Raw genomic sequence first — 22287 nt, 5'->3', positions numbered from 1 at the left:
GGAGTAGTGCAATGGCAACATTATGAAAATAATAGGTCCACCATTACTAAAACACTTCGCCTGAAAATCTGTTCGTTGGATAAGCGGCCCAAGGCCGACCTACCCTATCCTTTTCTCCTTTTCTATGTCAGAAAATTTTTCAACCTCAGATTTCTCTGCGGCTACGCTAGGAGCAGCGTCGCAGCAAACTACTCGCCTGGGCGTAGCCATTGTAGGGCTGGGCGGGGCTGTAGCTACTACGGCAGTGGCCGGCGTAGCGTTGCTACGCGCTGGTGCTATGGGTACTACTGGCTTGCCGCTGGCTACCCTGCCCGCGCAGCTTACCGACCAGCTCGTGCGTTATGAGAACCTTGTGTTTGGCGGCTGGGACCTGAGCCCCGACGACCTAGCAACCGCCGCCCGCCAGCACGGCGTGCTGGAGCGCCACCAAATGGCCGATGTGGAAGACGAGCTGAAAGCCATTCAGCCCTGGCCCGCCGTGGGCAACGTGCGCTTTTGCCGCAACGTAACCGGCCAGCACCTGCTGAAAGTGGAATCGCACGCCGCCGCCGTCGAAGCTATTCGGGCTAACCTCCAGCGCTTCCGCGAAGAGCAGGACCTAGAGCGCGTAGTAGTTATCAACCTGGCTTCGACCGAGGCCATGCCCGATTTGTCGCTGCCGCAGTTTGCCACGCCCGAGGCCTTTGAGGCCGCCGTGCAGGCCGACGACGCCCAGATTCCGCCGGCTATGCTTTATGCTTATGCCGCCATTCTAGAAGACGTGCCCTACGTCAACTTCACGCCCTCGTGCGCCGCTGATGCGCCGGCGCTGTTGCGCCTGGCCGAGCAGCGCGGGGTGCCCGTTTCGGGCAAGGATGGCAAGACCGGCCAGACCTTTATGAAGACCGTGCTGGCCCCGGCCCTGCACGCCCGCAACCTGCACATCGACGGCTGGTTTTCGACCAACATCCTAGGTAACCGCGACGGCCTGGCGCTGGACAATGCGGAGTCGCTGGCGTCGAAAATCACGACCAAAGGCTCAGTGCTCGACCAGATAACGGGCTACAAGGTAGACAACCACGTGGTGCACATCCACTACTACAAGCCCCGCGGCGACAATAAAGAGGCCTGGGACAACATCGACGTAGAAGGCTTCCTAGGGCAGAAAATGCAGATTAAGATTAACTTCCTCTGCCGCGATTCTATCCTGGCGGCTCCACTCGCGCTGGAGTTGGCTCGCCTGGCCGACCTAGCCAAGCGCCGCAATGAAGGCGGCGTGACGCCGGCCCTAGGGGTATTCTTTAAATCGCCGATGGTAGCCCACCCTAACGAAGTGCCTATCCACGGTTTCGAGCAGCAGCAGGCGGTACTACTCAACTGGCTGGCCGCGGGCGTAGAAGGCCCTCAGCCGCAGCCCGTGGTAGAAGCTGCCAAAGGCGCTCTGGCCCCCGCGTTGGCTTCGTTCAGCCCCGACATTCCGGCTGCCTAACTAGTGCAGGCTTCTGTAAACACCAGCGCCCCGGCTAGGCCGGAGGCGCTGGTTGAGTTGGCCAAGGTGCTGCCGCTGCTGCGCGAACTCAACGACCTAAAGCGCGTGCGGGTAGCGGGCCGCGAAGGCTCGCTGGCCGAGCAGCTATTTGGCCGTGCTTGGGGTGCGTTGGTAGCGGGCGAAGCGCCAGCTACGGTCGCTCTGCGCGAGACTGCCCGCGCCCTCATCGGGGTACGCCTGCCTGGCTACGACGTGGCCTTGCTCGGCTCGCTGGGCTTGGCAGAAACTGAAGCGAACCAGGTGTTGCAACAAGCGTTGCATGATGCCGGGCAGCCATTAGATGCCGACTTAGTAACGCAGCTAGCACAGGCAACGAGTGCGCCAGTTGATGTGGTAGCTGGCCGGCAGCCAGCTTTTGTGGAGCAGCTAGCGCAGCAACCGCGGGCGGGGGCTACCCATCCGGGTCGGCCGCGCATTATGCTTTGGCCGCCCGAGAGCCACGCTGACCACTGCGCGATGGTGGCTATTTACGCGGTGCTGCTCAGCCCTTATTTTGGAGCTGACCCCGGCGAGGCGTTTCTGACGGGCCTAGCCCACCACCTGCACAATGCGGCGCTACCTGACCCCGGCTACGCAGGCGACGAGCTCCTAGGTAGCCATTTGCCAGGCCTGATGGCCCAGGCGACGCAGCAGGCTATGCAGCAGCTGCCAACGGCCCTCCAGCCCGTGGTGACGGCGGCCCTCGACCGCACCCGCGTGGTAGATGTGCCAGCCGCCCGCGCCTTCCACGCCGCCGACGTATTCGACCGGGTGCTGGAAATGGCTTGGCACGACCAAAGCGCCCGCTTCCGCCTGCACCAGGCCCTCGACGATTTGAACATCGTGCACGCGGGCTTCACGCAGCAGTTTCACCAGCAGGTGCTTACCGCGGCCGGATTGCTCCCGGTTGCGCGCTAATCTCTTACTAGCTTTTATGCCCGAAAATCAACCCGATGTCTTGTGGGGCATTGTGGGCTGCGGCTGGGTGGCGCGCGACTACGTGGCCCCGGCCATCGCGGCCTCCGGCAACGGCCGACTAATCGCGCTTTGCGATTTGAGCGAGCCCGCGTTGGCCGCCGTGCAACCCAACGACACTACCCTGCTGCGTACCACGAACCTAGAAGAGTTTCTGCAAACGCCCGGTTTGCAAGCCGTGTACGTGGCTACGCCCAATGCCCACCACGCCTACGTGGCGCAGGCGCTGGCTGCCGCGGGGCTGCCCGTGCTGTGCGAAAAGCCCCTGGCCCGCACCGCCACCGAAGCGGCCGGCATGGTAGCCGCCGCCGAAGCGGCCGGCACTCCTTTGGCTACGGCTTTTGACCAGCGCTTCCACCCGGCCCACGTGCGCTTGCGCGAACTGATTCAAAACGGGGACCTAGGGCGCGTGACCTGCGTGCGCATCCATTACGCCTGCTGGACGCCCGCCGATTGGGCCCCCGACACCGACCAGGGCACTTACCAAAACTGGCGCATCTCGGCCGAGCAAGCGGGCGGCGGGGCCATGATTGACCTCGCGCCCCACGGCCTCGACCTGGTGCAAACCCTGCTCGATGAGCCACTGACAACCGTGGTAGCCCTCACGCAGCAACGCATCCACGACTACCCCGTGGACGACGGGGCGGTAATTATCGGGCAGACGGCCAGCGGGGTCCTGCTCTCGCACGCGGTGGCGTACAACTGTCCCGACAACTTTCCGCGCCGCTCCCTCGAAGTGATTGGCGACCTAGGCCGAGCGCTGGCCGTGAACACGATGGGCCAAACGCCCGGTGGCTCGCTGACCCTCACCCGCCCCGATGGCACCGTGGAGGACGTTGCGTTCGACAAAGAGGCTTCACCCTTTCAGCGCCAAGTCGAAGCATTTGCCGAAGCTGTGCACAGCGGGCAGCCGTTCCCTTTTCCGCCCGCCCGCGACTTGCACACGATGCGCCTGCTCGACCTAGCGGCCACCAAAAGTCAGGAGCTGGCCAGCTTATAGCTAGTTCACCGCGCCTAGGTGGCAATATCTACTAAAACACTTCCTAAATGCCTCATTACGTTTGCGAAAACTGCGGCTTCTGGCAGCGCTACTTTGCGCCGGGTCCACCCGACTGCCCGGTGTGCCGCGACTATCGCCACCCGCTGCCGCCCGCCGGCTGGCAGTTTAGCACGCCGGCCGAAGTAGGCGCGCGGCTCACGACGCAATGGGCCGAGGTGCTGCCCGGCATCTGGCAGTTTTGGAACGAGCCAACGGTAGGCATCGGGCCGCGCGGCTACCTGCTTATCGATGCCGAGCATGGCAACGTAGCCTTTGAAGGCGCTGGCTACTACGACGCGGCCGCGCTGGATTTTATCGGTACCCTAGGTGGTGTTCGTTACCTATCTGGCTCGCATTGCCACGTGTTCGGGGCCCTGTGGCAGCTCGTCGAGGCGTTCGAGCCTGAGGTAGTGATGCAGCAAGACGAGTTGCCTTTTTGCCAAGCGTTCCGGGTGAGTTGGCCCTACGAAGACCGCGCCGAACTGCACCCGGGGGCTGTGCTGTACCACACCGGCCGCCACACGCCGGGCCACGCCGTGCTGCACTTGCCCGCCCGCCAGCTGCTATGCTGCGGCGATGCGCTCAAGTTCAAGCTCGACGCCCTAGGTCAGCCTACCCACATCAGTACCCACCGCGCCTACGACGCCCACATTCCTCTCTCGCACGGCGACGTGCGCCACTACCAGCGCGTGCTGCTGCCCCTGGATTTCGACGGCGTGCTCACCCCTTGGGAACCCGTGGCCAGCGGTGGCAAAGCGGCGGCTGCCCAGCTATTTGAAGCGCAGCTAGCTGGCCGGCCGTTTGCCGATTTCCTGCTTTTAACTTTTTCTGACATGTCTCCTCAATCGCTACCCGACCCCGCCCCCGTAGCCCTCTACAAAAGTGCCCTGCCGCCCGAGCCGGTGTACGAAATTCCGCTCACCAGCCTTGACTATCTAGGCGTGCCCGTGTGGAGCCTGGCCCAGTGGCTACCCGGCGGCATGAGCACCGGCACCGGCTACGGCGCCACCGATGGGCAGGCGCGCGTGGGGGCCTACGGCGAAATCACGGAGGAGACGTTCGTCAACTTGTACCTGACCCAAATGCCGCGCCGTCGGGCTTCATACCGGCAGCTGCAAGCTGAAGGAGTAGCCTGCCTCGACCCGCTGCGCGACCGGCTGCCGGCCGGCACCGCTTACACGCCCGACACCGAACTGGTGTGGACGCAGGCGCACACCTACCCGGCCAATGACCTCATCTGGGTGCCCATCGAAACGGCCGCTACCTGGCCCGGCGACTGGCACGGCCAGGAGCAGCACGACTGGCTTTACACCCCCATTACCAACGGCATGGGCGCGGGCGAGTCGCTGGAGCGCGCCCTCTCGCACGGGCTGCTAGAGCTGTTGCAGCGCGATGGCAACGCCATCAATTACCGCGCCCTCGACCAGGGCGTGCGCATCGAGCTCGACGACGTGCAGGACCCCGCCACTCGCGAATTACTGCGCCAATACGACGAGGCCGGCCTGGAAATTCAAGTGAAGCTAGCTTCGACTGATTTCGGCATCACTAGCTTATACGTGGTTGGCTACGAGCGCGATATAACCAAGGTGCCGCATGCGCTGATGCTTACCGGCTGCGGCGAAGCGGCCCACCCCGACCGCGAAGTAGCCCTGGCCAAAGCCCTGCGCGAGTACGCCTCTAGCCGCGTGCGCAAACGCTTCGAGCACGGCGACATGGCCTGGCTCGAAACCGTGGCGCCCGGCTACCTAGCCCAGGTGCGGCGCGACCCGCCCGTGCTGGCCAACCAGGAGCCCCGCGCCGCCGAGTCCATGCGCGAGTGGCTGGCGCTAAGCCCAGCCGAGTTATTTACGCAGCTCGAAAACTCGGTATTCAGCGTGCAGCGCACCGTCAAGTTTTCGGAACTGCCCACCGTGCCGTTCAACTCCCTGGCCACCCCCGCCGACTTGCTGCGCGTGGTGCACGAGCGCCTAGCCGCGGCAGGCCTAAGCATTTACTACGTGGAGTTTACCAACCCCGATAGCCCGGTGCGCACTCTCAAAGCCATTGTGCCTGAGCTGGAAGTAGAAACTATGACCTACGACCGCATCGGCCGCCGCAACCTTACCAAGCTGCTGGCCCGCCAGAGCCCATTGGTGGGCCTCGGCACGCCGCCGCCCGGTGCCCAGCCTGTGCCCCTGCCCGCCGCCGACGAAGCCGCCCTAGGTGGGCCGGCCTGGTTCAACACCCAACTGGCCCGCGAGCAGGTAGGCGCGCTCTACGCCCTCTACCGCGAGCCCGAGCGCCACGTGTATTATTTCAGCGATTCCGAAGCTACTCCAACCCATGCCTAATTCGCTGCCCGACTGCCCCACCGCTCCGCACCAGTTGCGCTACGCCTACAACACCAACGGCGCCAGCAACCACCGCCTAGGTGATGCGCTCACGCTCATTGCCGAGGCCGGTTACGACGGGGTGGCCCTCACTCTCGACCACCACCACCACGACCCGTTTGCCCCTGATTTTGCGGGTCGCAATGCGCAGTTAGCTAGCCAACTGCGGGAGCTGAACCTAGGGCTGGTTATTGAAACCGGTGCTCGCTACCTGCTCGACCCACGCCAGAAGCACGAGCCCACGCTACTCGCGCCCAGCGCCACCGGCCGGGCGCGGCGGGTCGAGTTTCTCATCCGCTGCCTCGACGTGTGCGCCGCCTGCGAGGGCGAAACGGTGTCGTTTTGGGCCGGCGTACCCCAGCCGGGCGTCGAGAAAAACCAGGCTTGGGACTGGCTGCTCGAAGGCGCGCACCAAGTAGCCGCCGCCGCCCACGAGCGGGGCGTGGTAGCCTCGCTAGAACCCGAGCCGGGCATGCTTGTCGAAACCGTGGACGACTACCTCCGCCTGCAAGCTGCCGTGCCCAGCCTGCGCCTGGCCCTAGATACCGGCCACCTGCTTGTGACGGAAGAGCGGGAGCCGGCCGCGGCCGTGCGCGAGTTTGCAGCCCAAATCGGCACGGTTGCCCTCGAGGATATGCGCCGCGGCGTGCACGAGCACCTACCGTTTGGCGAGGGCGATATGGACGTACCGGCCGTGTTGCAGGCGCTGCGCGACATTCGTTTTGCTGGGCTGGTCTGCGTTGAAATGTCGCGCGAGTCGCCCCGCGCCCACCTCATGATTCCGCAATCCCTGGCCTACCTGCGCCAGGCCGAGCGCCAACTGCCCACCGCATGAGAGTCTGCTTTATTTCCCGCCGCTACTTCCCGGCCATTTCGGGCATGAGCGTGTACGCGCAAAATCTACTGCGCGAGTTGGTTGCCCTAGGTCACGACGTCACGATGGTATCGCAGTACCGGGGCGATGCTCTAGGCCGCGGCGTGTACGGCGGCGGCCCGCCCCCGCCGGTGCCGGGCGTGCGCGTGGTGGGCCTAGAGGCCCTAGGCGAGCAAAACGGCGGCCGGTTTGAGGACGATATTCAAACCATTATCGAGACTGTTGAACAACTGCACGCCGAGCAACCCTTCGACCTAGTACACGCCCAGTACGGCTACCCGCCCGGCCTGGCCGCGCTGCACCTAAGTCGCCGCCTAGGTCTGCCCAACGTGGTCAGTATTCAGGGGGGCGATGGGCACTGGGTGGGCGTCGAGTGTTGCGGCACGCACCAGCGGGCCATTCGCACCGTGCTCGACCACGCCGGGGCCGTGCTCATTGGCTGCCAAAGCTTTGCCGATGAGGTTGTTGGCCACCACGGCACCGACCCGGCACGCTTTACCCTCGTACCCGGCGCAGTAGAAGTAGACCGCTTCCGGCCCCGGGAAAACTGGCAGCCCGGCCAGTGGGCCAACCCCGCCCACCCGACGCTGCTGTACCACGGCCGCGTAGACCGGCGCAAGGGCGTGCTCGATTTGCTCGATGCCTTCGCCCAGCTTGCCCCCGCCCGCCCGGCTCTGCGCCTGCTCATCTCAGGCATCGGCCCCGACCTAGAAGAAGTGCGCCGCCGCGTGGCCGAATCGCCCTGGCGCGCGCAAGTCGAGCTGGCTGGCTACGTCGAGTACGACGACGTGCCGCAGGTGTACCACCGGGCCGACATCTTCGTATCGCCTACCTACGCTGAGGGCTTTTCCAACACCATCCTCGAAGCCATGGCCAGCGGCCTACCCTGCGTAGCCGCCGAGGCCGTGGGTGTGGTCGATTGCCTGCGCCACGACGACAACGGCTTGCTGATGCCGCCCGGCGACGTGCCCGCCCTTACCGCTGCCCTGGCCCGAATCCTCGACGATGAGGCCCTGCGCGCCCGCCTCGCCGCTACGGCCCTGCAAGAGGTACGCACCACCTACGCCTGGCCCGTCATCGGCCGCCAGATTGCGGGCATCTACCAGCAACTAGCCAACACCGCCCCAGACTTAAACTGGGCCGAAGACCTAGCCGCGCCGGAGCCCTGCCGCTACCGCGAAGCCCCGCATCTGCTGTAGCAAAGTCCTGCCGTGCCAAGCTCGCGGCTTCGTCCAAAGTCCTCGCTTTATGCCCGTTGCTCTTTTCATTTCGCCACACCTCGATGATGTGGCTTTCTCCTGCGGTGGCACGTTTGCTACGCTGGCTCAGGCCAGTTGGCAGTGCGTGCTGCTCACAGTATTCACGCGCTCGGTACCCAATCCTACCGGCTTCGCTTTGGCTTGCCAAACTGACAAGGGCTTCGGCCCGGAGGTAGACTACCTAGCTCTCCGCCGGGCCGAAGACACCGCCGCCGCCCAGTACCTAGGTGCCTCCGAAGTGCGCTGGCTCGACCTGCCCGAAGCTCCGCACCGCGGCTACCACAGCCCCGCCGCCCTGTTTACCGACCTGCTACCTACCGACAATATCGGCCCGGAGCTAACAACGCTACTTGCCACCGCGGTAACAGAAACCTCGCCACAACTAGTTTTTGCCCCGCAGGGCCTGGGGCTGCACGTCGACCACCGCCAGGTAATGCGGGCTGTGCAAGCCGTGGTGCCGCCCACCGTGCCAGTGCTCTGGTACCGCGACACGCCCTACATTATCCGGCAGCCCAACGCGCTGCCCGCACCCGAGCTACCGGCCGGCCTCCCTGAAACTGCACTGCCCCTGAGCAAAGCGGCGCTGGCGGCCAAAATAGCCGCTTCGCAAGCTTACGCCTCACAGCTAGGGTTTCAATTTGGCAACGCTGAGCAAGTGCGCGTCAAGCTCACGCAACTGGCGAATGAAGAAGCCCAGGCCGCTGGCCTCGCGCCGGCCGCCGAGCGCTTTGCCGGTCAAGCCGAAGCGCTCTCGACGACCTAGGGCATATACGAAAACCTAAAAGCTGTCATGCTGAGCCCCGCGAAGCATCTCTGTCGCACCATTAGTAAGGACACGAGGAGATGATTCGCGGGGCTCAGCATGACAGCTTTTGAATGAGACCGTAAGTAAAATGTGGAATTAAAAAGCCAGTAGCCTTGTGCCAAACTCAACTGCGAGCTTGACACAAGGCTACTTTTCTTATTGATAAGCCTTGGCTGGAACCTAGACCTGAGGCCGTGGCTTATTTAGCTATCACCTTGTACAACATGCCCTTGGTGAGCTTCGAGTTGGTTTGCATGCCGTTGAGGATGGCTACTTCTTCGTAGCGGCTGCTTGGCACGCCGTTGGCGGCCAACGCCGAGGCGAGGGTAGTGGCTGCGGTGGCCGTCTTTACGCGGACGTGCTCGGGCTGGCGGTTGAGCTTGCTGGCATCGGTGAGGCGCTGAAAGCCCTGGGCCACGTTGGCAAACTGTGGGGCGTAGGTGGCGAACGATGAGTTGGGCGCCAGGCCAATGAGGGCATACACACTTTTGCCATCCTGGATGAGGTAGGCGCGTACGTGGGTAGGGGCGCTCTGCTGGTCTTGGGCAGCTTGGTCGCCTTCTACCACCAAGGCTGGGAAGCTATTGATGGTGGTTTGCTGCGAGCTAGGCGAGCTTAGGCCGACTTGCTTAACCAGGGCCTGAGCGGCGGCATCGAGCGTGCCCGTGCCGGCTGAGGTGAGGATGAGCGCTGCCTTGCCGTTGGGCTCAGCCATTTGAAATTGGTCGGTCGAGTTCTGGGTTTTCCAGCTTGAGGGCACGGGCAGGCGCAGCTTTTGCTCGGGCAAGAAAAATACGCCGCTCTCCACAAAGCCTTGGCGCGGGTCTTCGCCATAGGGTAGGCCGTCGATAGAGCGCAGGTAGCTGTCACGGTTAACCGTGAGGGTGCGGTTGCCGAGCGTTTGCTTGGTTTGGGCAGCCAGGGCCTTCACGCGCTGGTAGCGGTCGGCCGAGTTGGGGTGAGTCGAGAGGAAGCCCGGCGTGCTACCGCCACCACTAGCTTTCTCGGTGCGCTCTAGGGTCAGGAAGAAGTCGGCCATCTGCGAGGCGTCGTACCCAACTTTAGACGAATATTTCACCCCTAGGACGTCGGCCTCGTTCTCGGCATCGCGGCTGTACTTCAGCAGGCCCAGCTGAATGCCCTGCTGCGCGAGCCCGCCTACCGACTGCATCACGCGCGGCGCCACTACTTGCCCTAGCAGTAGTCCTATGCTGGCAATCGTCGATTTGGTTTGCTGCTTCTGGCCGTGGCGGGCCGTAATGTGCCCCAGCTCGTGCCCGAGCACGCCAGTAAACTGCGCTTCGTTGTTGAAATAGGCCATAATGCCCCGCGTGAAGTACACGTGGCCGTCGGGCGTGGCAAAGGCGTTGATAATGGGCGAATCGACAATGGTGAAGCCATAGTCGCCGGGACGGTCCGAAATGGCCGTCATTTTTTTGCCCTGGGTCGCAATGTACTGTTGCAGCTTAGGGTTTTCGAACATCCCAAACTGGGCAATGACCTGTGGGTCGGGCTTGGCGCCTTGCAGCGGCATTGCCACGGCAGTAGGGTGGGCGGCCGGGCGTGGTGTTAGCCCGGCAAGTGGCAGAAAGAGTAGCGCAATCGCCCCAGCGCGGAAAAAAGGGAAGGGCATGGGAAGAGTAAGGTAGAGGTTATTGGGTAGCTGCAACACGCAAAACAACGGCTAAGGTTGTCTTGCTGCCGGCTACTTGCTGGCACCTAGGCAAGAATGCGGCCAACCCGGCGTTTACGTAGGTGCACGGCCTGCGTCACGGCCGACGTACTGGGGTGACGTAGTTTTGTAGTCCACCGCTGCTTGAATCTTATGCGCTTCTTATTTTCCTGGCTGGCGCTGCTGCCGGCCGTTGCCCTGCTTGGCATGGCTACCCACCAGCCCGCTGCCCACCTAGGCGGCCCCAAGCTGCCACCTGCCAAAATCAAAAGTGTCTTTGTAGCTACGCCGCCTACCATCGACGGCAAGGCCACCGAGTGGACCGACTCGCTGCAGTACGACAACAACAGCAAGCTGCAGTACCAAGTCCTCAACGATACCCGCACCATGTACCTGCGCCTGAAGGCGAACGATGCCAGCACGCAGGCCAGGTTTGTGTATATAGGTATGGTAGTGTGGCTCGATACTACGGGCCGCAACCAGCAGCAACTCGGTATCCGCTTTCCGCTGCCCATCGACCTCGAGTCCTTACCTAGGGGCGAGCAGCGGCCGGCCGGCGCCATGGGCCCCTCGGCCGCCGAGCGCCTGGCCGAGCACCAAGCCCGCCTGCGTCAGGTGCTGCTAGGCGCCAAGGAAATGGAGCTGCTCAATTTCCGCGGCAGTAAAGAGCCGGTGCTCACCGATGCCCAGTCGCAGCTAGGTATCAAAGCCGCCCTCGACCTCGATGCCCAGGGCAACCTCATTTATGAGCTGGCCGTGCCGCTACGGCTTATCTACCGCCGGGTGCCGACCCTAGCCACGGGCCAAGCCGCTACGGTGGGCGTTACGCTGGCCGGCATGAAGCCCAAAATGCCCAAGTCTGACAGCTCCAACGACCCATATAGCGCCATGAATGGCGGTGGTATGGGTGGCTACGGGGGCATGGGCGGTATGGGTGGCATGCGCGGCATGCGGGGCGGTGGCCCCCAGTATTCGTACTCGCCGCTTAGCCTGCGCACCAGCGCCCAGCTAGCTGGGCAGTAGGCCCTAGGTATTTAAACAAGGAACGGGCGGTGCAAGGAAGATAATCTTTCTTGCGCCGCCCGTTCCTTGTTTAAATACCTAGGTTACTCTTTCAGCAGCTTGTCCACGGTGCGGTTGAAGCGGGCGGTTTCCTCCTCGTAGTACTTGCCGGTGCCCGGCCCACTAAAGCCCGTATGGATGGTGCGCACCACGCCTTTCTTATCCAAGAAGATGGTAGTGGGGAAGGCCAGAAACTTAGCTAACTGCGGCATCGACTTGGCTACCGAGTCTTTGTTTGACACGCCCGCCACGGCGAGGTCATAGCCCACATTGAGGCGCTCTTTCATTTGGCGCAGGCGGGCCGCGGCTTGGTCATATTCGGGCATGCGCTCGTACCCTAGGCCAATGATTTCAACGCCGCGCGCTTTGTTCTTCTCATACCAAGGCGCCAAGAACTTGGTCTCGTCCATGCAGTTGGGGCACCACGAGCCTAGCACCTGAATGACAACCACCTTGCCCCGGTACTTGGGGTCGGTGGGGGAGATGCTGCCGCCCTGCACCACGCTTGGAAACTTGAAGTTTAGCCGCGACTCACCTTTTTTGAGATAGGTAAGCGTGTCGGCGTCGGGCAGCTTGGCCTTGGGGTCGAGAGTAGCGGTCCAGGTTTCATGGCCCGATTTACCGGAGTAGAAGTCGCCGGTAAGTGACTTAAGCTGAATCTCTCGCTTGGCAGAGTTGTCATTGGCTTCAAACAGGAAGGCATGGCTTCCGTCGAAGGTGCTAAGGCGTAGGTGTTGCCCTATTAGCTTGCCACTCAGGTAGCGGTAGTCACCAGTGCTCGTAAGGAAAGTGCCCGTCACTTGGTTATCCTGCTGCTGAAAAATTCCGACCGCTGGATACGTGTTCTCCCCATCTCGAAACGTAACGTTCCAAGTTCCATTCAGGTAAGGCGTATCCTTTATTGGAATGGGCACGAGCGGTTCCCCTGCCTCGGCTGTCAGCGGCACTCGGTACGGCGTCTTAGCGTCATACTTCACCCAAGTGCCTTTCAGCTTGTCTTTGCCGTCGGCGCGCACTACCAGCGCTGCGTCGAAGACGTGTAGCCGGATGGTGGCTGAATCGCCGGCTGCCGAAATCTCATCGCAGCGCAGGCGCTCCTCGCCGTTCAGGCCTTTGTTGATGAGGTACACCACGGGCTTGCCGCCCTCAGTTTTGACTTCGAACAGGAAGGGCAGCTGTTGCCCCTGAATGGCCAGCTCGCCGCGCCAGGGGCCGGGCGTGAGCAGCGTGGCTGCCGAGGTAGTGCCCGTTTCGGCCGAGCTAGTGCTAGTGCCTGAGTGGCAGCCCGCCAGCAGCCCGGCACCTAGGAGTACAAGAGGAATAACTTTCATAGAAGGAAAGGTAGAAGCGTTAAAACCAGCAAGTGCAGTCCTTAGTTACAATAGATGACTGTGGCTGATTAAAAAACGTATACCTACTTAAGGTAATAATGGGGTATTATTTGGACAACTTCTAAGTATAGCCCTAAATCCGCCGATTACTACCAACTTGCTTAGACTACGAGTTACTTTTGCGCCTAAGCTAAAAACCCACTCTCACTCCTTATGGCGTTTGACCTTGATATGATTCGGGCCGTGTACGCGGGCCTCGGCGCGCGCATCGAAGCCGCCCGCACGGCCGTTGGCCGCCCGCTCACGCTCACCGAAAAAATCCTTTACGCTCACCTCTACGGTGGCAAAGTAGGTACGGCCTACCAGCGCGGTGTAAGCTACGTGGATTTTGCCCCCGACCGGGTGGCCATGCAGGACGCCACTGCCCAAATGGCCCTCTTGCAGTTTATGCAAGCTGGCAAAGACAAAACCGCCGTGCCCTCTACGGTGCACTGCGACCACCTTATCCAAGCTAAAGACGGCGCTACCGAAGACCTCGCCATCGCCAACGACGAGAACAAAGAAGTGTACGACTTCTTGGCCTCGGTATCTAATAAATACGGCATTGGCTTCTGGAAGCCGGGCGCGGGCATCATCCACCAGGTAGTGCTGGAAAACTACGCCTTCCCCGGCGGCATGATGATTGGCACCGACTCGCACACTCCCAATGCGGGTGGCCTAGGTATGATTGCCATCGGTGTAGGCGGCGCCGACGCCGTAGACGTAATGGCGGGCATGCCCTGGGAGCTGAAATTCCCGAAAGTGATTGGCGTGAAGCTGACCGGCAAAATGAGCGGTTGGACTTCGGCTAAAGACGTAATCCTGAAAGTAGCTGGCATCCTGACCGTAAAAGGCGGCACCGGCGCTATCGTAGAGTACTTCGGCGAAGGCGCTGAGAGCCTCTCGGCTACTGGCAAAGGCACCATCTGCAACATGGGCGCCGAAATCGGGGCTACGACCTCGGTATTTGCCTACGATGAGAAAATGGGTGACTACCTGCGTGGCACCGGCCGCGCCGAAATCGCTGACCTAGCTCGTGCCCAAGCTGCGCACCTGCGCGCCGACGACGAGGTGTACGCTGACCCCGCTCAGTTCTACGACCAGCTCATCGAAATCGACCTCAACACGCTAGAGCCTTACGTAAACGGCCCCTTCACCCCAGACGCTGCGTGGCCGATTTCGCAGTTTGCTGCCGCTGTAAAAGAGCACGGCTGGCCCGAGAAGCTAGAAGTGGGTCTGATTGGCTCGTGCACTAACTCGTCGTACGAAGACATCACCCGCGCTGCCAGCGTAGCGAAGCAAGCCGTAGATAAAGGCCTGCACGTAGCTGCTGAGTTCACCATCACGCCCGGCTCGGAGCTAGTGCGCTACACGGTAGCTCGCGACGGTCTGCTCGACACCTTCGCCGAAATGGGCGGTGTTGTGCTGGCTAATGCTTGCGGCCCGTGCATCGGCCAGTGGGCTCGCCACACCGACGACCCCAAGCGCAAGAACTCGATTATCACGAGCTTCAACCGCAACTTCGCCAAGCGTAACGACGGCAACCCCAACACGCACGCCTTCGTGGCTTCGCCCGAAATCGTGACTGCCTTCGCTATCGCTGGCGACCTGACCTTCAACCCCCTCACCGACACGCTGCCCGGCAACGGCGGCAACGTGAAGCTCGACGAGCCCCAGGGTGTAGAAATGCCCCCCCGTGGCTTCGACGTAGAAGATGCTGGCTTCCAGGCTCCTGCCGCCGATGGCTCGGGTGTGCAGGTGCTGGTAGCGCCCACCTCGGACCGCCTGCAACTCCTAGAGCCCTTCAAGCCATGGGAAGGCACTGACCTCGTAGGTCTGCGCCTGCTCATCAAGGCTCAGGGCAAGTGCACCACCGACCACATCTCGATGGCCGGCCCGTGGTTGCGCTTCCGCGGCCACCTAGACAACATCTCGAACAACATGCTCATCGGTGCTACCAACGCCTTCAACGGGGAAACCAACTCCGTGAAGTCGAGCGGCATCCAGGGCGAGCCTTACGTGCCAGTGCCGCAGGCTGCCCGCACGCTTAAGAGCCTAGGTATCGGTAGCATCGTGGTAGGTGATGAGAACTACGGTGAAGGCAGCTCGCGTGAGCACGCCGCCATGGAGCCCCGCCACCTAGGCGTGCGCGCTGTGCTGGTGAAAAGCTTCGCTCGTATTCACGAAACCAACCTCAAGAAGCAAGGGATGCTGGCCCTCACCTTCGACAATAAGGCCGACTACGACCTCATCGAAGAAGACGACCAAATTGACATCCTCGGCCTCGGCACGTTTGCTCCCGGCCAGCCGCTGCAAGTGCGCCTGCGCCACGCCGACGGCGATACCGACCTCATCACGGTAAACCACACCTACAACGAAGGCCAAATTGGCTGGTTTAAGGCCGGCTCGGCTCTGAACCTCATTAAGTTGCAGGAAAGCGGCGTAGCAGCGTAAGTACTGCTCTGCTAAGTATGATTACGGCCGCCTCGGGAAACCGAGGCGGCCGTTTTGTTTAGTGCTATGTGTAAAACTCAGGTCTGTGGCATCTAGGCTATAACAGCTAGGCGAACTAGGTATGAAAAAAATCTACGGACTAATCTGGTTATTGCTGCTAGGTATGGTGCCGGCTGTGCAAGCGCAAAAAATAGTGCGTGGCACGGTACAGGATAATTCAAGCAAGGAGGCACTGCCTGGCGTGACCGTAGCACTGAAAAACTCGGAAGTAGGCACAACGACTGATACGCAGGGCAACTTTCAGCTAGCCATTTCGCGCGACACGGTGACTCTTGTGTTTTCGTTTGTTGGGTTTGAGCCGCTGGAAAGAAAGATTATCCTTACGAGGGATACGACGGTACTAGCTCCCGTGCGCTTGAAAGCAGCTTGCCATTTAGATTTCTTCTATCATAAACACTTAGAGCTTTCACTTTTAAGTGGGTTGCACTATACCCCGCTGGGTGGCAAGGTAAAAGTCTTCTATCCATACCTCATTCATGGGCGGCATAGCATGGGCTCTTTGCGAGCAGAGTTTGGTTACCAGGGTGGGGCTGCTAACTACCAGCGCAATGCCACGCTGGCCCTCGACAATCTATTTGTAGACTGCGACCATAATGTAGACGTAGCTGCCAGCTACCAGCGCGTGCGATTGGGCGAGCGGGGGTTTGTCTATACCCGCTACACCGCTAGCGCAACGTATACCGGCAAGCTGATAAGTAGGGCGGTACCTGTGTATTTGGCCGTTGGCAGGCTTACCTATGCAGTTGAGGAAATTTCTGCAGCTAGAACTGGCCTAGAAGCAGGTGTTGACTATCCCTTCTTTATTCATCTTAACGATTCCCGGACTGTTAATCTTTCACTCGTAGCAACCGGACGATTAGCCTGGTGGCAAGATTACTGGCAGTTTCAAAGCGGCCTAGAGACACAATTCAAAAGGTACTCGGTCGGCTTGAGCTTCAATAAACTAGGTCTGTACACGGAGGTAACTACTAGAGTGGGCTTTACTATTGAGCGGCGACGCACGAGAAAGCCGGTCGGCCGGTAGGAGGACTTCTCCCCAATAGCTTTATTGCTCTAAGGTGTCAAGTAGGGTACCTAGGCGCTGCTGGTGCTGCTGGCCCCACTCCCGCAAGGTGCTGATGACGGGGGCCAGGGTGTGGGCGTAGGGCAGCGCCTCGTACTCCACTACTACCGGCGGGCCGGGGTGCACCGTGCGAGCGATGAGTTGGTGCGCTTCCAGGTCTTTTAGTTCTTTGGCCAGCACCTTGGTCGAAATGCCGGGTACGCTGCGCTCTAGGCCGCGGAAGTGTCGGGCGCCCGACATCAGCGCCACTAAGATTTGAAGCTTCCACTTGCCGCTGACAACGGCCAAGGCGCTGCGTAAAGGAGAAAGAGTGGCGGAGCACTGCGCGATGTCGTGGCGGAGCATAAGTATAGACTGAGGAAGATGGGGCTAGGTGATTACCTAGGCGTAATCATGCAACTAGCAGGTAATCTGTAATTGGCTCAAGATAACAACAAACAGACATCTGATTACTTTCTGTAATCAAATCGGCTTCGCGCGGGCTAAGGGTTAGCTCGGAAAGCCGCTGTTTAAACATCTTCTTCCCAACCAATTTACCATGCATATTCTGCAAATTATTTCCAGCTCCCGGGGTGCTGCTTCGCAAAGCACCCAATTGAGTCAAGGCATTATTGATAAGCTTTTGGCTGCGCACCCAGGCGGCCAGGTAGTGGTGCGAGACCTAGCTGCTGACCCGCTGCCTTACCTCGAAGAGGCGCACCTGCAAGCCTATTTTACACCGGCCGAAGGCCGCTCGCCCGAGCAGCAGGCGGCCGTGCGCCATTCCGATGAAGCCATTGCCCAGATAATGGCAGCCGACGTGCTTGTCATCGGTGTGCCCTTCTACAATTTTTCGGTGCCAGCTTCGCTCAAATCGTGGCTCGACCACCTGACGCGGGCAGGCATCACGTTCCGCTACACGCCTACTGGCCCAGAGGGTTTGATTACTGGGAAGAAGGTATACGTAGCCATTGCCAGCGGCGGCATCTACTCCGAGGGGCCGATGCAGGCTTATGACTTCGTCGCGCCCTACTTGCGTTGGATGCTAAGCTTCCTAGGTATGACTGATGTAACCATAGCGCGGGCTGAAGGCTTGAAGTTGCCTGAATTTCAAGAGAATGCCATGCAAAAAGGCTTGGACAGCGTACTAGTGTAGCGCAACCGGCCAGTACATAAATTCCGTAGGGAGCTTGCTGGCTTATACTCCTACATTTTCATAGTGGGCCTAGCTGCTGCCAAGCAGCTAGGCTTTTTATTATGCTGCCGTGCTACGCTGGAAAGACATCCTTTACTACGCCAAATACAGTAACCCCGAGCCGCCTCGCCGCGTCGAGAAAACCGAGGCCGAGTGGCAGGCACAGCTACCCCCGGCGCAGTACCAAGTATTGCGGCAGCGAGGCACCGAGCCGCCGTATCGCAACGCGTACTGCCGCAGCTACGAGCCGGGCGTGTACGCGTGCGCGGGTTGCGGCAGCGTGTTGTTTGACGCGGGCACGAAGTACCACGCCATGTCGGGCTGGCCGAGCTTTACGCAGCCGGTGGCCAAAAACGCCATTCGGTATGCTTTCGATGACAGCCACCACATGCAGCGCATGGAGGCCGTTTGCAACGTGTGTGGCGGGCACCTAGGGCACGTTTTCCCCGATGGGCCAGAGCCAAGTGGCTTGCGCTACTGCATAAACTCAGCGAGCTTGGTGCGGCTAGCGGAGTAGTTGCGCGGGCGTTATAGTCTGCCTGAATTAGCGTGCCGCCCGATGAATGCAAGCCGCAAACCTGCGCAATGGGACAGCCGCGTTATGTTTGCTGGGCATGAGCAACTTCTTCCGTAAAACTCTAAAAGCGATTGGCTATGCTCTAGGTGGGCTCGTGGCCGTATTGCTGCTGTATGTGGCCGCCGCGTTTGGCCTGGCACTTATTCCGGTGGCGGCCGAGCCGGTGCCGCCGGGCGGGCCTCGCATCCCGGTGTATGTCTACACGCCCAATGGCGTGCACACCGACCTGGTGCTGCCCGTGCGCACCGCCCAAGTAGATTGGAGCCGGCAGATAAAATACGCCCACACCACCAGCCGCGATAGCGCGGGCTACGACTACCTCGCCTTCGGCTGGGGCGACAAAGGCTTTTTCTACATTCCGGGCTGGGGCGACCTTACGTTTCCAATTGCCTTTCGGGCGGCGTTTCACCTAGGTACGTCGGCCATGCACACTACTTTTTACAAGCAGAGCGAGCTGGCACCCAGCACCACCTGCGTGCGCCTGGAGCTCACCCCCGACCAGTACGCTCGGCTAGTTGCCTACGTGCAGGGCAGCTTTCGGCCGGGGGACGATGGCCGCGTGCAGTACCTGCCGGGCCACACCTATGCTGGGCACGATGCCTTTTACGAAGGCCAGTGGGCCTACAGCTTTTGGCACACCTGCAATACGTGGGCAAATAACGGACTGAAAGTCAGTGGCCAGCGCGCCGCGCTTTGGACGCCCATTGCGGGCGGGCTGTTTCGGCACTACGCACCCAAAGCCGCAACGGAGTAGCCGAGGCTAGCGCGTAGCCTGGGTGCGCAGCGGCGCACAACGGCGACAACTCAGTGCCGGGCTATATTTACGCACTGTATTAAAGCAAGAATTTTCGTAGCCGCATGGATTTAAAGGAACTCGAAGCTGGCGTTGACCCGCACGTGCATTGGTATTACCAAAGCAAAAAGCTGCCGCTGCTCAACTACGCCAAAAAAGCGCTGGCCGGGGGCAAGCCACTAACCATTGTGGATATTGGGTCGGGGTCGGGCTTCTTCGCCATCGAGCTCGAAAAGCTGTATGGCGACGCCATCAGCAAGGTATACCTCGTCGATACGGGCTACTCGCTAGAAGAAATGTCCTTGACGCAGGGCCAGAAAATTGAGAAAGTCCATAGCATTCCGGCCACCATCGAGAATGGGCTGGTGGTGATGATGGACGTGCTCGAGCACATCGAAGATGACCTAGCCATGCTGCAAAGCGTGAAGGCAGCTTGTGTGGGCGACAATAACTACTTCTTTATCACAGTGCCGGCGTTTCAGTCGCTTTGGAGTGGGCACGACGTGTACCTAGGGCACTACCGGCGCTACAAAATTCCGATGCTACGCAAAGTGCTGCAAACGGCGGGTTTCCGCAAAATCAGCAATTACTACCTCTACGGCGGCCTGTTTCCAATGATATGGACCGTGCGCCAACTCGATAATCTGAAGGGTAAAGATGCGGCTTCCAATATGCGGCCATTCAGCCCTGTGGTCAATAATATCTTGCTGGGCTTGACGTCGGTAGAGATGAAAATCGCATCGGCGAATAAGTTATTCGGTGTGACGTGCGTGGGCGAAGGCAAGATTTAGCCGTTATGCGGACTTGGTTGCCCGCGTTTACTGGCGAACATCAAACCAAACGCAGACTACAACTGAAAGTCAGCGAAGCTAAAGCCCGCGCAACTGGCAACCCTAGGGCCGTTTACGAGTTACAAAAGCGGGCCTAGGTCCGCTTTTCTTGTTTCAAAACCCACCCTTCATGCAGCACCGCACCCTCGGCAAAACCGGCTTCTCCATTTCTGAAATCAGCCTCGGCACCTGGCAGGTAGGTGGCAAATGGGGCGAGCCCTTCAGCCACGACAACGCCGACCATATCCTAAACGCCGCCGTAGACGCGGGCATCAACTTCATCGACACGGCCGACGTGTACGGCGACGGCGAAAGTGAAAAGGCCGTGGGCCGCCTCGTGCGCAGCCGCGCCGGCGAGCGCATCTACGTGGCTACCAAGTGTGGCCGTCGCCTTCAGCCCCACACCGCCGAGGCCTATCAGCCCGCCGCCCTGCGCGGCTTCGTGGAGGACAGCCTGCGCAACATGGGCCTCGACACCCTCGACCTCGTGCAGCTGCACTGCCCGCCCACGGAAGTGTACTACCGCCCCGAAATTTTTGAGGTATTCGACCGCCTCAAGGAAGAAGGTAAAATCCAGAACCTAGGCGTGAGCGTGGAAAAGGTAGAGGAAGGCCTGAAAGCCATCGAGTACCCCAACGTGACCACGCTGCAAGTGATTTTCAATATGTTCCGGCAGCGCCCGGCCGAATTGCTCTTCAAAGAGGCCCAGCGCCGCGACGTGGGCGTAATTGTGCGGGTGCCACTGGCCAGCGGCCTGCTCACGGGCAAGTTCTCAGCCCAGACTACTTTCGACAAAGACGACCACCGCAACTTCAACCGCAATGGTGAGGCGTTTGATAAAGGCGAAACATTCTCGGGAGTAGATTACAACACCGGCCTAGCGGCAGTGGAAGAGCTGAAAAAGATTTTCCCCGACCAGCCTAATCTGGCCCCAGTGGCCCTGCGCTGGATATTGATGTTCCCGGAGGTTAGCTGCATTATCCCCGGCGCGTCGAAGCCAGAGCAGCTGCTATCAAACCTGAAAACAGAAGAAATCCCAGCCTTGACGTCTGAGCAGTTGGCCGCCGTACGCGGCGTGTACGACCGCATGATTAGGCCACAGGTGCACCAGCTTTGGTAGCGCATTAACCCCACCCCCGGCCCCCTGGCCCCTACCCCCTCCGGGAGAGGAGAGCCGACCGCAAACAAACGTTAATTAAGGAAAGAGCCTTTAGCAGTACGCTAAAGGCTCTTTTGCTTACAATAATAATCGTCCGGCTCCCCTCTCCCGGAGGGGGTAGGGGCCAGGGGGCCGGGGGTGGGGTTTTACGGCAGTTTAATCCGATACAAACGGAACGGGTAATCGACCTTGCTTTCGCCGCCGTTCCACTTCGGGGCGCGATTTATTTGCGTGGCGGTCAGGTACAAGTAGCCGTCATAGCCTAGGGCGAAGGTATCGGGCCAACTCAGGCGTGGGTCGTGCACCAAGGTTTCGAGGCGGCCAGCGGGCGTCACGCGGCGGATGGCGTAATTGGGCGAATCGGAGAGGTAGATGTTGCCTGCTTCGTCGGAGAGCATGCCGTGGCTCACACCGGTTTCGCCCACTGTTTCGACGTGGGTGGCCAGTTCGGCACTACCTAGGGCAGGGTTGGCGAGGTACTCGGTGGCAATGCGGTAGAGCTTGGTTTGGTTGATGGCGCGGTAATAGAAATACTTGCCATTGGGCGGCAGCGCGATGCCGTTGACGTTGCTGCTGAAGGGCTTACCCGATTTGTCTTTTACTTCCTTGCCATCGAGGCGCAGCACGAAGCCCGGCTCGGTGGCCGTCGATTTATGGCCTTGCAGCACGATACGGCTCTTGCCGGTTTTCAAATCGAGCACCACGATGCCAGCCAGCACAGGGTCGGAAATGTAAGCCAGCTGCCGGCGCGTGTCGATGCGGACATCGTTGAGGCCGGTGCGCTCGCGGGGCAAGTCCTCGAAGCGGTAGATGCGTTCGACTTTGTTCATCCCTAGGTTGATTTTTAAGAGCTTGATGCCGGCAATGACGGGTGCTTGGTCATCTGGATTCGAGGGGTCGAGCACCCAGAGATTATCGTCGGCATCGACTACGGCGGCCTGCACATTTACGAAGCGGGTAGCGGCCTGCGTCGAGTCCCACTGGTTCCAGAGAGCGTTGGGGTAGGGGCGGCGCTGGCCGTTCACGATTTCGGCCAGGCCATAATCGTATTCGTAGTTTTTATCGTTCTTCTTTTTGGGGAACGTCATGAAAATGCGTCCCTTGTGCGAAATACCCACGCCGATGGGCTGGTGGCGGCCGGTTTGAGCCACTTCTTCGAGCGGGATTTTTAAGTCTTGCGCGGCGGCGGAAAGCATGGACAGCAGGCAGGCAAAAAGCAGAGGGAAGCGCATACGGTAGAATTTT

General features: G+C 60.5%; 19 protein-coding genes. 15 read left to right on the top strand and 4 right to left on the bottom strand.

From position 1 onward, the window contains the following. Positions 1 to 124: 124 nt before the first annotated feature. From FNT36_RS04985 to FNT36_RS04955, 7 genes are read left to right on the top strand one after another with little or no spacing between them, the layout of a single operon-like run. The gene (locus tag FNT36_RS04985; RefSeq protein WP_144844942.1) at positions 125 to 1468 is read left to right on the top strand and encodes an inositol-3-phosphate synthase; all 1344 of its coding nucleotides are present in this window, start codon (positions 125 to 127) and stop codon (positions 1466 to 1468) included. Between the two features lie 3 nt (positions 1469 to 1471). Beyond that, positions 1472 to 2425, top strand: a complete 954-nt coding sequence (locus tag FNT36_RS04980; RefSeq protein ID WP_233635686.1) for an HD domain-containing protein — start codon at positions 1472 to 1474, stop codon at positions 2423 to 2425. Positions 2426 to 2441: 16 nt separating this feature from the next. Next, the gene (locus tag FNT36_RS04975; protein WP_144844940.1) at positions 2442 to 3482 is read left to right on the top strand and encodes a Gfo/Idh/MocA family protein; all 1041 of its coding nucleotides are present in this window, start codon (positions 2442 to 2444) and stop codon (positions 3480 to 3482) included. Positions 3483 to 3529: 47 nt separating this feature from the next. After that, positions 3530 to 5851, top strand: a complete 2322-nt coding sequence (locus tag FNT36_RS04970; RefSeq protein WP_144844938.1) for a YcaO-like family protein — start codon at positions 3530 to 3532, stop codon at positions 5849 to 5851. Next, positions 5844 to 6725 (top strand): sugar phosphate isomerase/epimerase family protein, encoded by an 882-nt coding sequence (locus FNT36_RS04965; protein ID WP_144844936.1) that lies wholly within the window; start codon positions 5844 to 5846, stop codon positions 6723 to 6725. Before FNT36_RS04970 ends, FNT36_RS04965 begins: the two co-directional genes overlap by 8 nt. Then, positions 6722 to 7963 carry a glycosyltransferase family 4 protein gene (locus FNT36_RS04960; protein ID WP_144844934.1) on the top strand — a complete coding sequence of 414 codons (1242 nt, stop codon included), beginning with the start codon at positions 6722 to 6724 and terminating at the stop codon, positions 7961 to 7963. Before FNT36_RS04965 ends, FNT36_RS04960 begins: the two co-directional genes overlap by 4 nt. Positions 7964 to 8012: 49 nt before the next feature. Continuing rightward, complete coding sequence (locus FNT36_RS04955) at positions 8013 to 8786, top strand: PIG-L deacetylase family protein (protein WP_144844932.1); 774 nt, start codon at positions 8013 to 8015, stop codon at positions 8784 to 8786. Between the two features lie 241 nt (positions 8787 to 9027). Here the strand turns inward: FNT36_RS04955 and FNT36_RS04950 are convergent, their stop codons facing one another. Next, positions 9028 to 10461 carry a M48 family metalloprotease gene (locus FNT36_RS04950; protein ID WP_144844930.1) on the bottom strand — a complete coding sequence of 478 codons (1434 nt, stop codon included), beginning with the start codon at positions 10459 to 10461 and terminating at the stop codon, positions 9028 to 9030. Between the two features lie 192 nt (positions 10462 to 10653). On the opposite strand from FNT36_RS04950, the gene FNT36_RS04945 reads away from it, so the two are divergent. Then, positions 10654 to 11523, top strand: coding sequence for a hypothetical protein (locus FNT36_RS04945; protein WP_144844928.1), 870 nt, complete (start codon positions 10654 to 10656; stop codon positions 11521 to 11523). An 83-nt stretch (positions 11524 to 11606) separates the two neighbouring features. On the opposite strand, the gene FNT36_RS04940 is transcribed toward FNT36_RS04945, so the two are convergent. Beyond that, the gene (locus tag FNT36_RS04940) at positions 11607 to 12893 is read right to left on the bottom strand and encodes a TlpA disulfide reductase family protein (protein ID WP_144844926.1); all 1287 of its coding nucleotides are present in this window, start codon (positions 12891 to 12893) and stop codon (positions 11607 to 11609) included. 213 nt (positions 12894 to 13106) lie between these two features. Between FNT36_RS04940 and FNT36_RS04935 the strand changes: the two genes are divergently transcribed. Together FNT36_RS04935 and FNT36_RS04930 are read left to right on the top strand one after the other, a co-directional pair. After that, positions 13107 to 15386, top strand: coding sequence for an aconitate hydratase (locus tag FNT36_RS04935; RefSeq protein WP_144844924.1), 2280 nt, complete (start codon positions 13107 to 13109; stop codon positions 15384 to 15386). Positions 15387 to 15507: 121 nt separating this feature from the next. Next, positions 15508 to 16470 (top strand): carboxypeptidase-like regulatory domain-containing protein, encoded by a 963-nt coding sequence (locus FNT36_RS04930; RefSeq protein ID WP_144844922.1) that lies wholly within the window; start codon positions 15508 to 15510, stop codon positions 16468 to 16470. A 21-nt stretch (positions 16471 to 16491) separates the two neighbouring features. On the opposite strand, the gene FNT36_RS04925 is transcribed toward FNT36_RS04930, so the two are convergent. Beyond that, the gene (locus tag FNT36_RS04925; RefSeq protein ID WP_144844920.1) at positions 16492 to 16854 is read right to left on the bottom strand and encodes a winged helix-turn-helix transcriptional regulator; all 363 of its coding nucleotides are present in this window, start codon (positions 16852 to 16854) and stop codon (positions 16492 to 16494) included. Positions 16855 to 17047: 193 nt separating this feature from the next. Between FNT36_RS04925 and FNT36_RS04920 the strand changes: the two genes are divergently transcribed. The 5 genes from FNT36_RS04920 (at position 17048) to FNT36_RS04900 (ending at position 21003) form a co-directional block, all read left to right on the top strand. Beyond that, positions 17048 to 17644: an FMN-dependent NADH-azoreductase gene (locus FNT36_RS04920; protein ID WP_144844918.1), complete on the top strand. Its 597-nt coding sequence runs from the start codon at positions 17048 to 17050 to the stop codon at positions 17642 to 17644. Between the two features lie 109 nt (positions 17645 to 17753). Then, entirely contained in the window at positions 17754 to 18200 is a 447-nt protein-coding gene (msrB, locus tag FNT36_RS04915) for a peptide-methionine (R)-S-oxide reductase MsrB (protein WP_144844916.1), read from the top strand. A 97-nt stretch (positions 18201 to 18297) separates the two neighbouring features. Beyond that, entirely contained in the window at positions 18298 to 19014 is a 717-nt protein-coding gene (locus FNT36_RS04910; protein WP_144844914.1) for a DUF2459 domain-containing protein, read from the top strand. 104 nt (positions 19015 to 19118) lie between these two features. Then, positions 19119 to 19844, top strand: a complete 726-nt coding sequence (locus FNT36_RS04905) for a class I SAM-dependent methyltransferase (protein WP_144844912.1) — start codon at positions 19119 to 19121, stop codon at positions 19842 to 19844. A gap of 169 nt (positions 19845 to 20013) precedes the next feature. Continuing rightward, positions 20014 to 21003 carry an aldo/keto reductase gene (locus FNT36_RS04900; RefSeq protein WP_144844910.1) on the top strand — a complete coding sequence of 330 codons (990 nt, stop codon included), beginning with the start codon at positions 20014 to 20016 and terminating at the stop codon, positions 21001 to 21003. A gap of 185 nt (positions 21004 to 21188) precedes the next feature. Here the strand turns inward: FNT36_RS04900 and FNT36_RS04895 are convergent, their stop codons facing one another. Further along, positions 21189 to 22274, bottom strand: coding sequence for an SMP-30/gluconolactonase/LRE family protein (locus tag FNT36_RS04895; protein ID WP_144844908.1), 1086 nt, complete (start codon positions 22272 to 22274; stop codon positions 21189 to 21191). Between the last annotated feature and the right edge of the window lie 13 nt (positions 22275 to 22287).

Origin of the sequence: Hymenobacter setariae, assembly GCF_007713685.1 — a bacterium.
GTDB classification, from domain to species: domain Bacteria; phylum Bacteroidota; class Bacteroidia; order Cytophagales; family Hymenobacteraceae; genus Hymenobacter; species Hymenobacter setariae.
The sequence above is the reverse complement of the archived record's forward strand: the minus strand, read 5'-3'. Positions and strand labels throughout refer to the sequence as shown.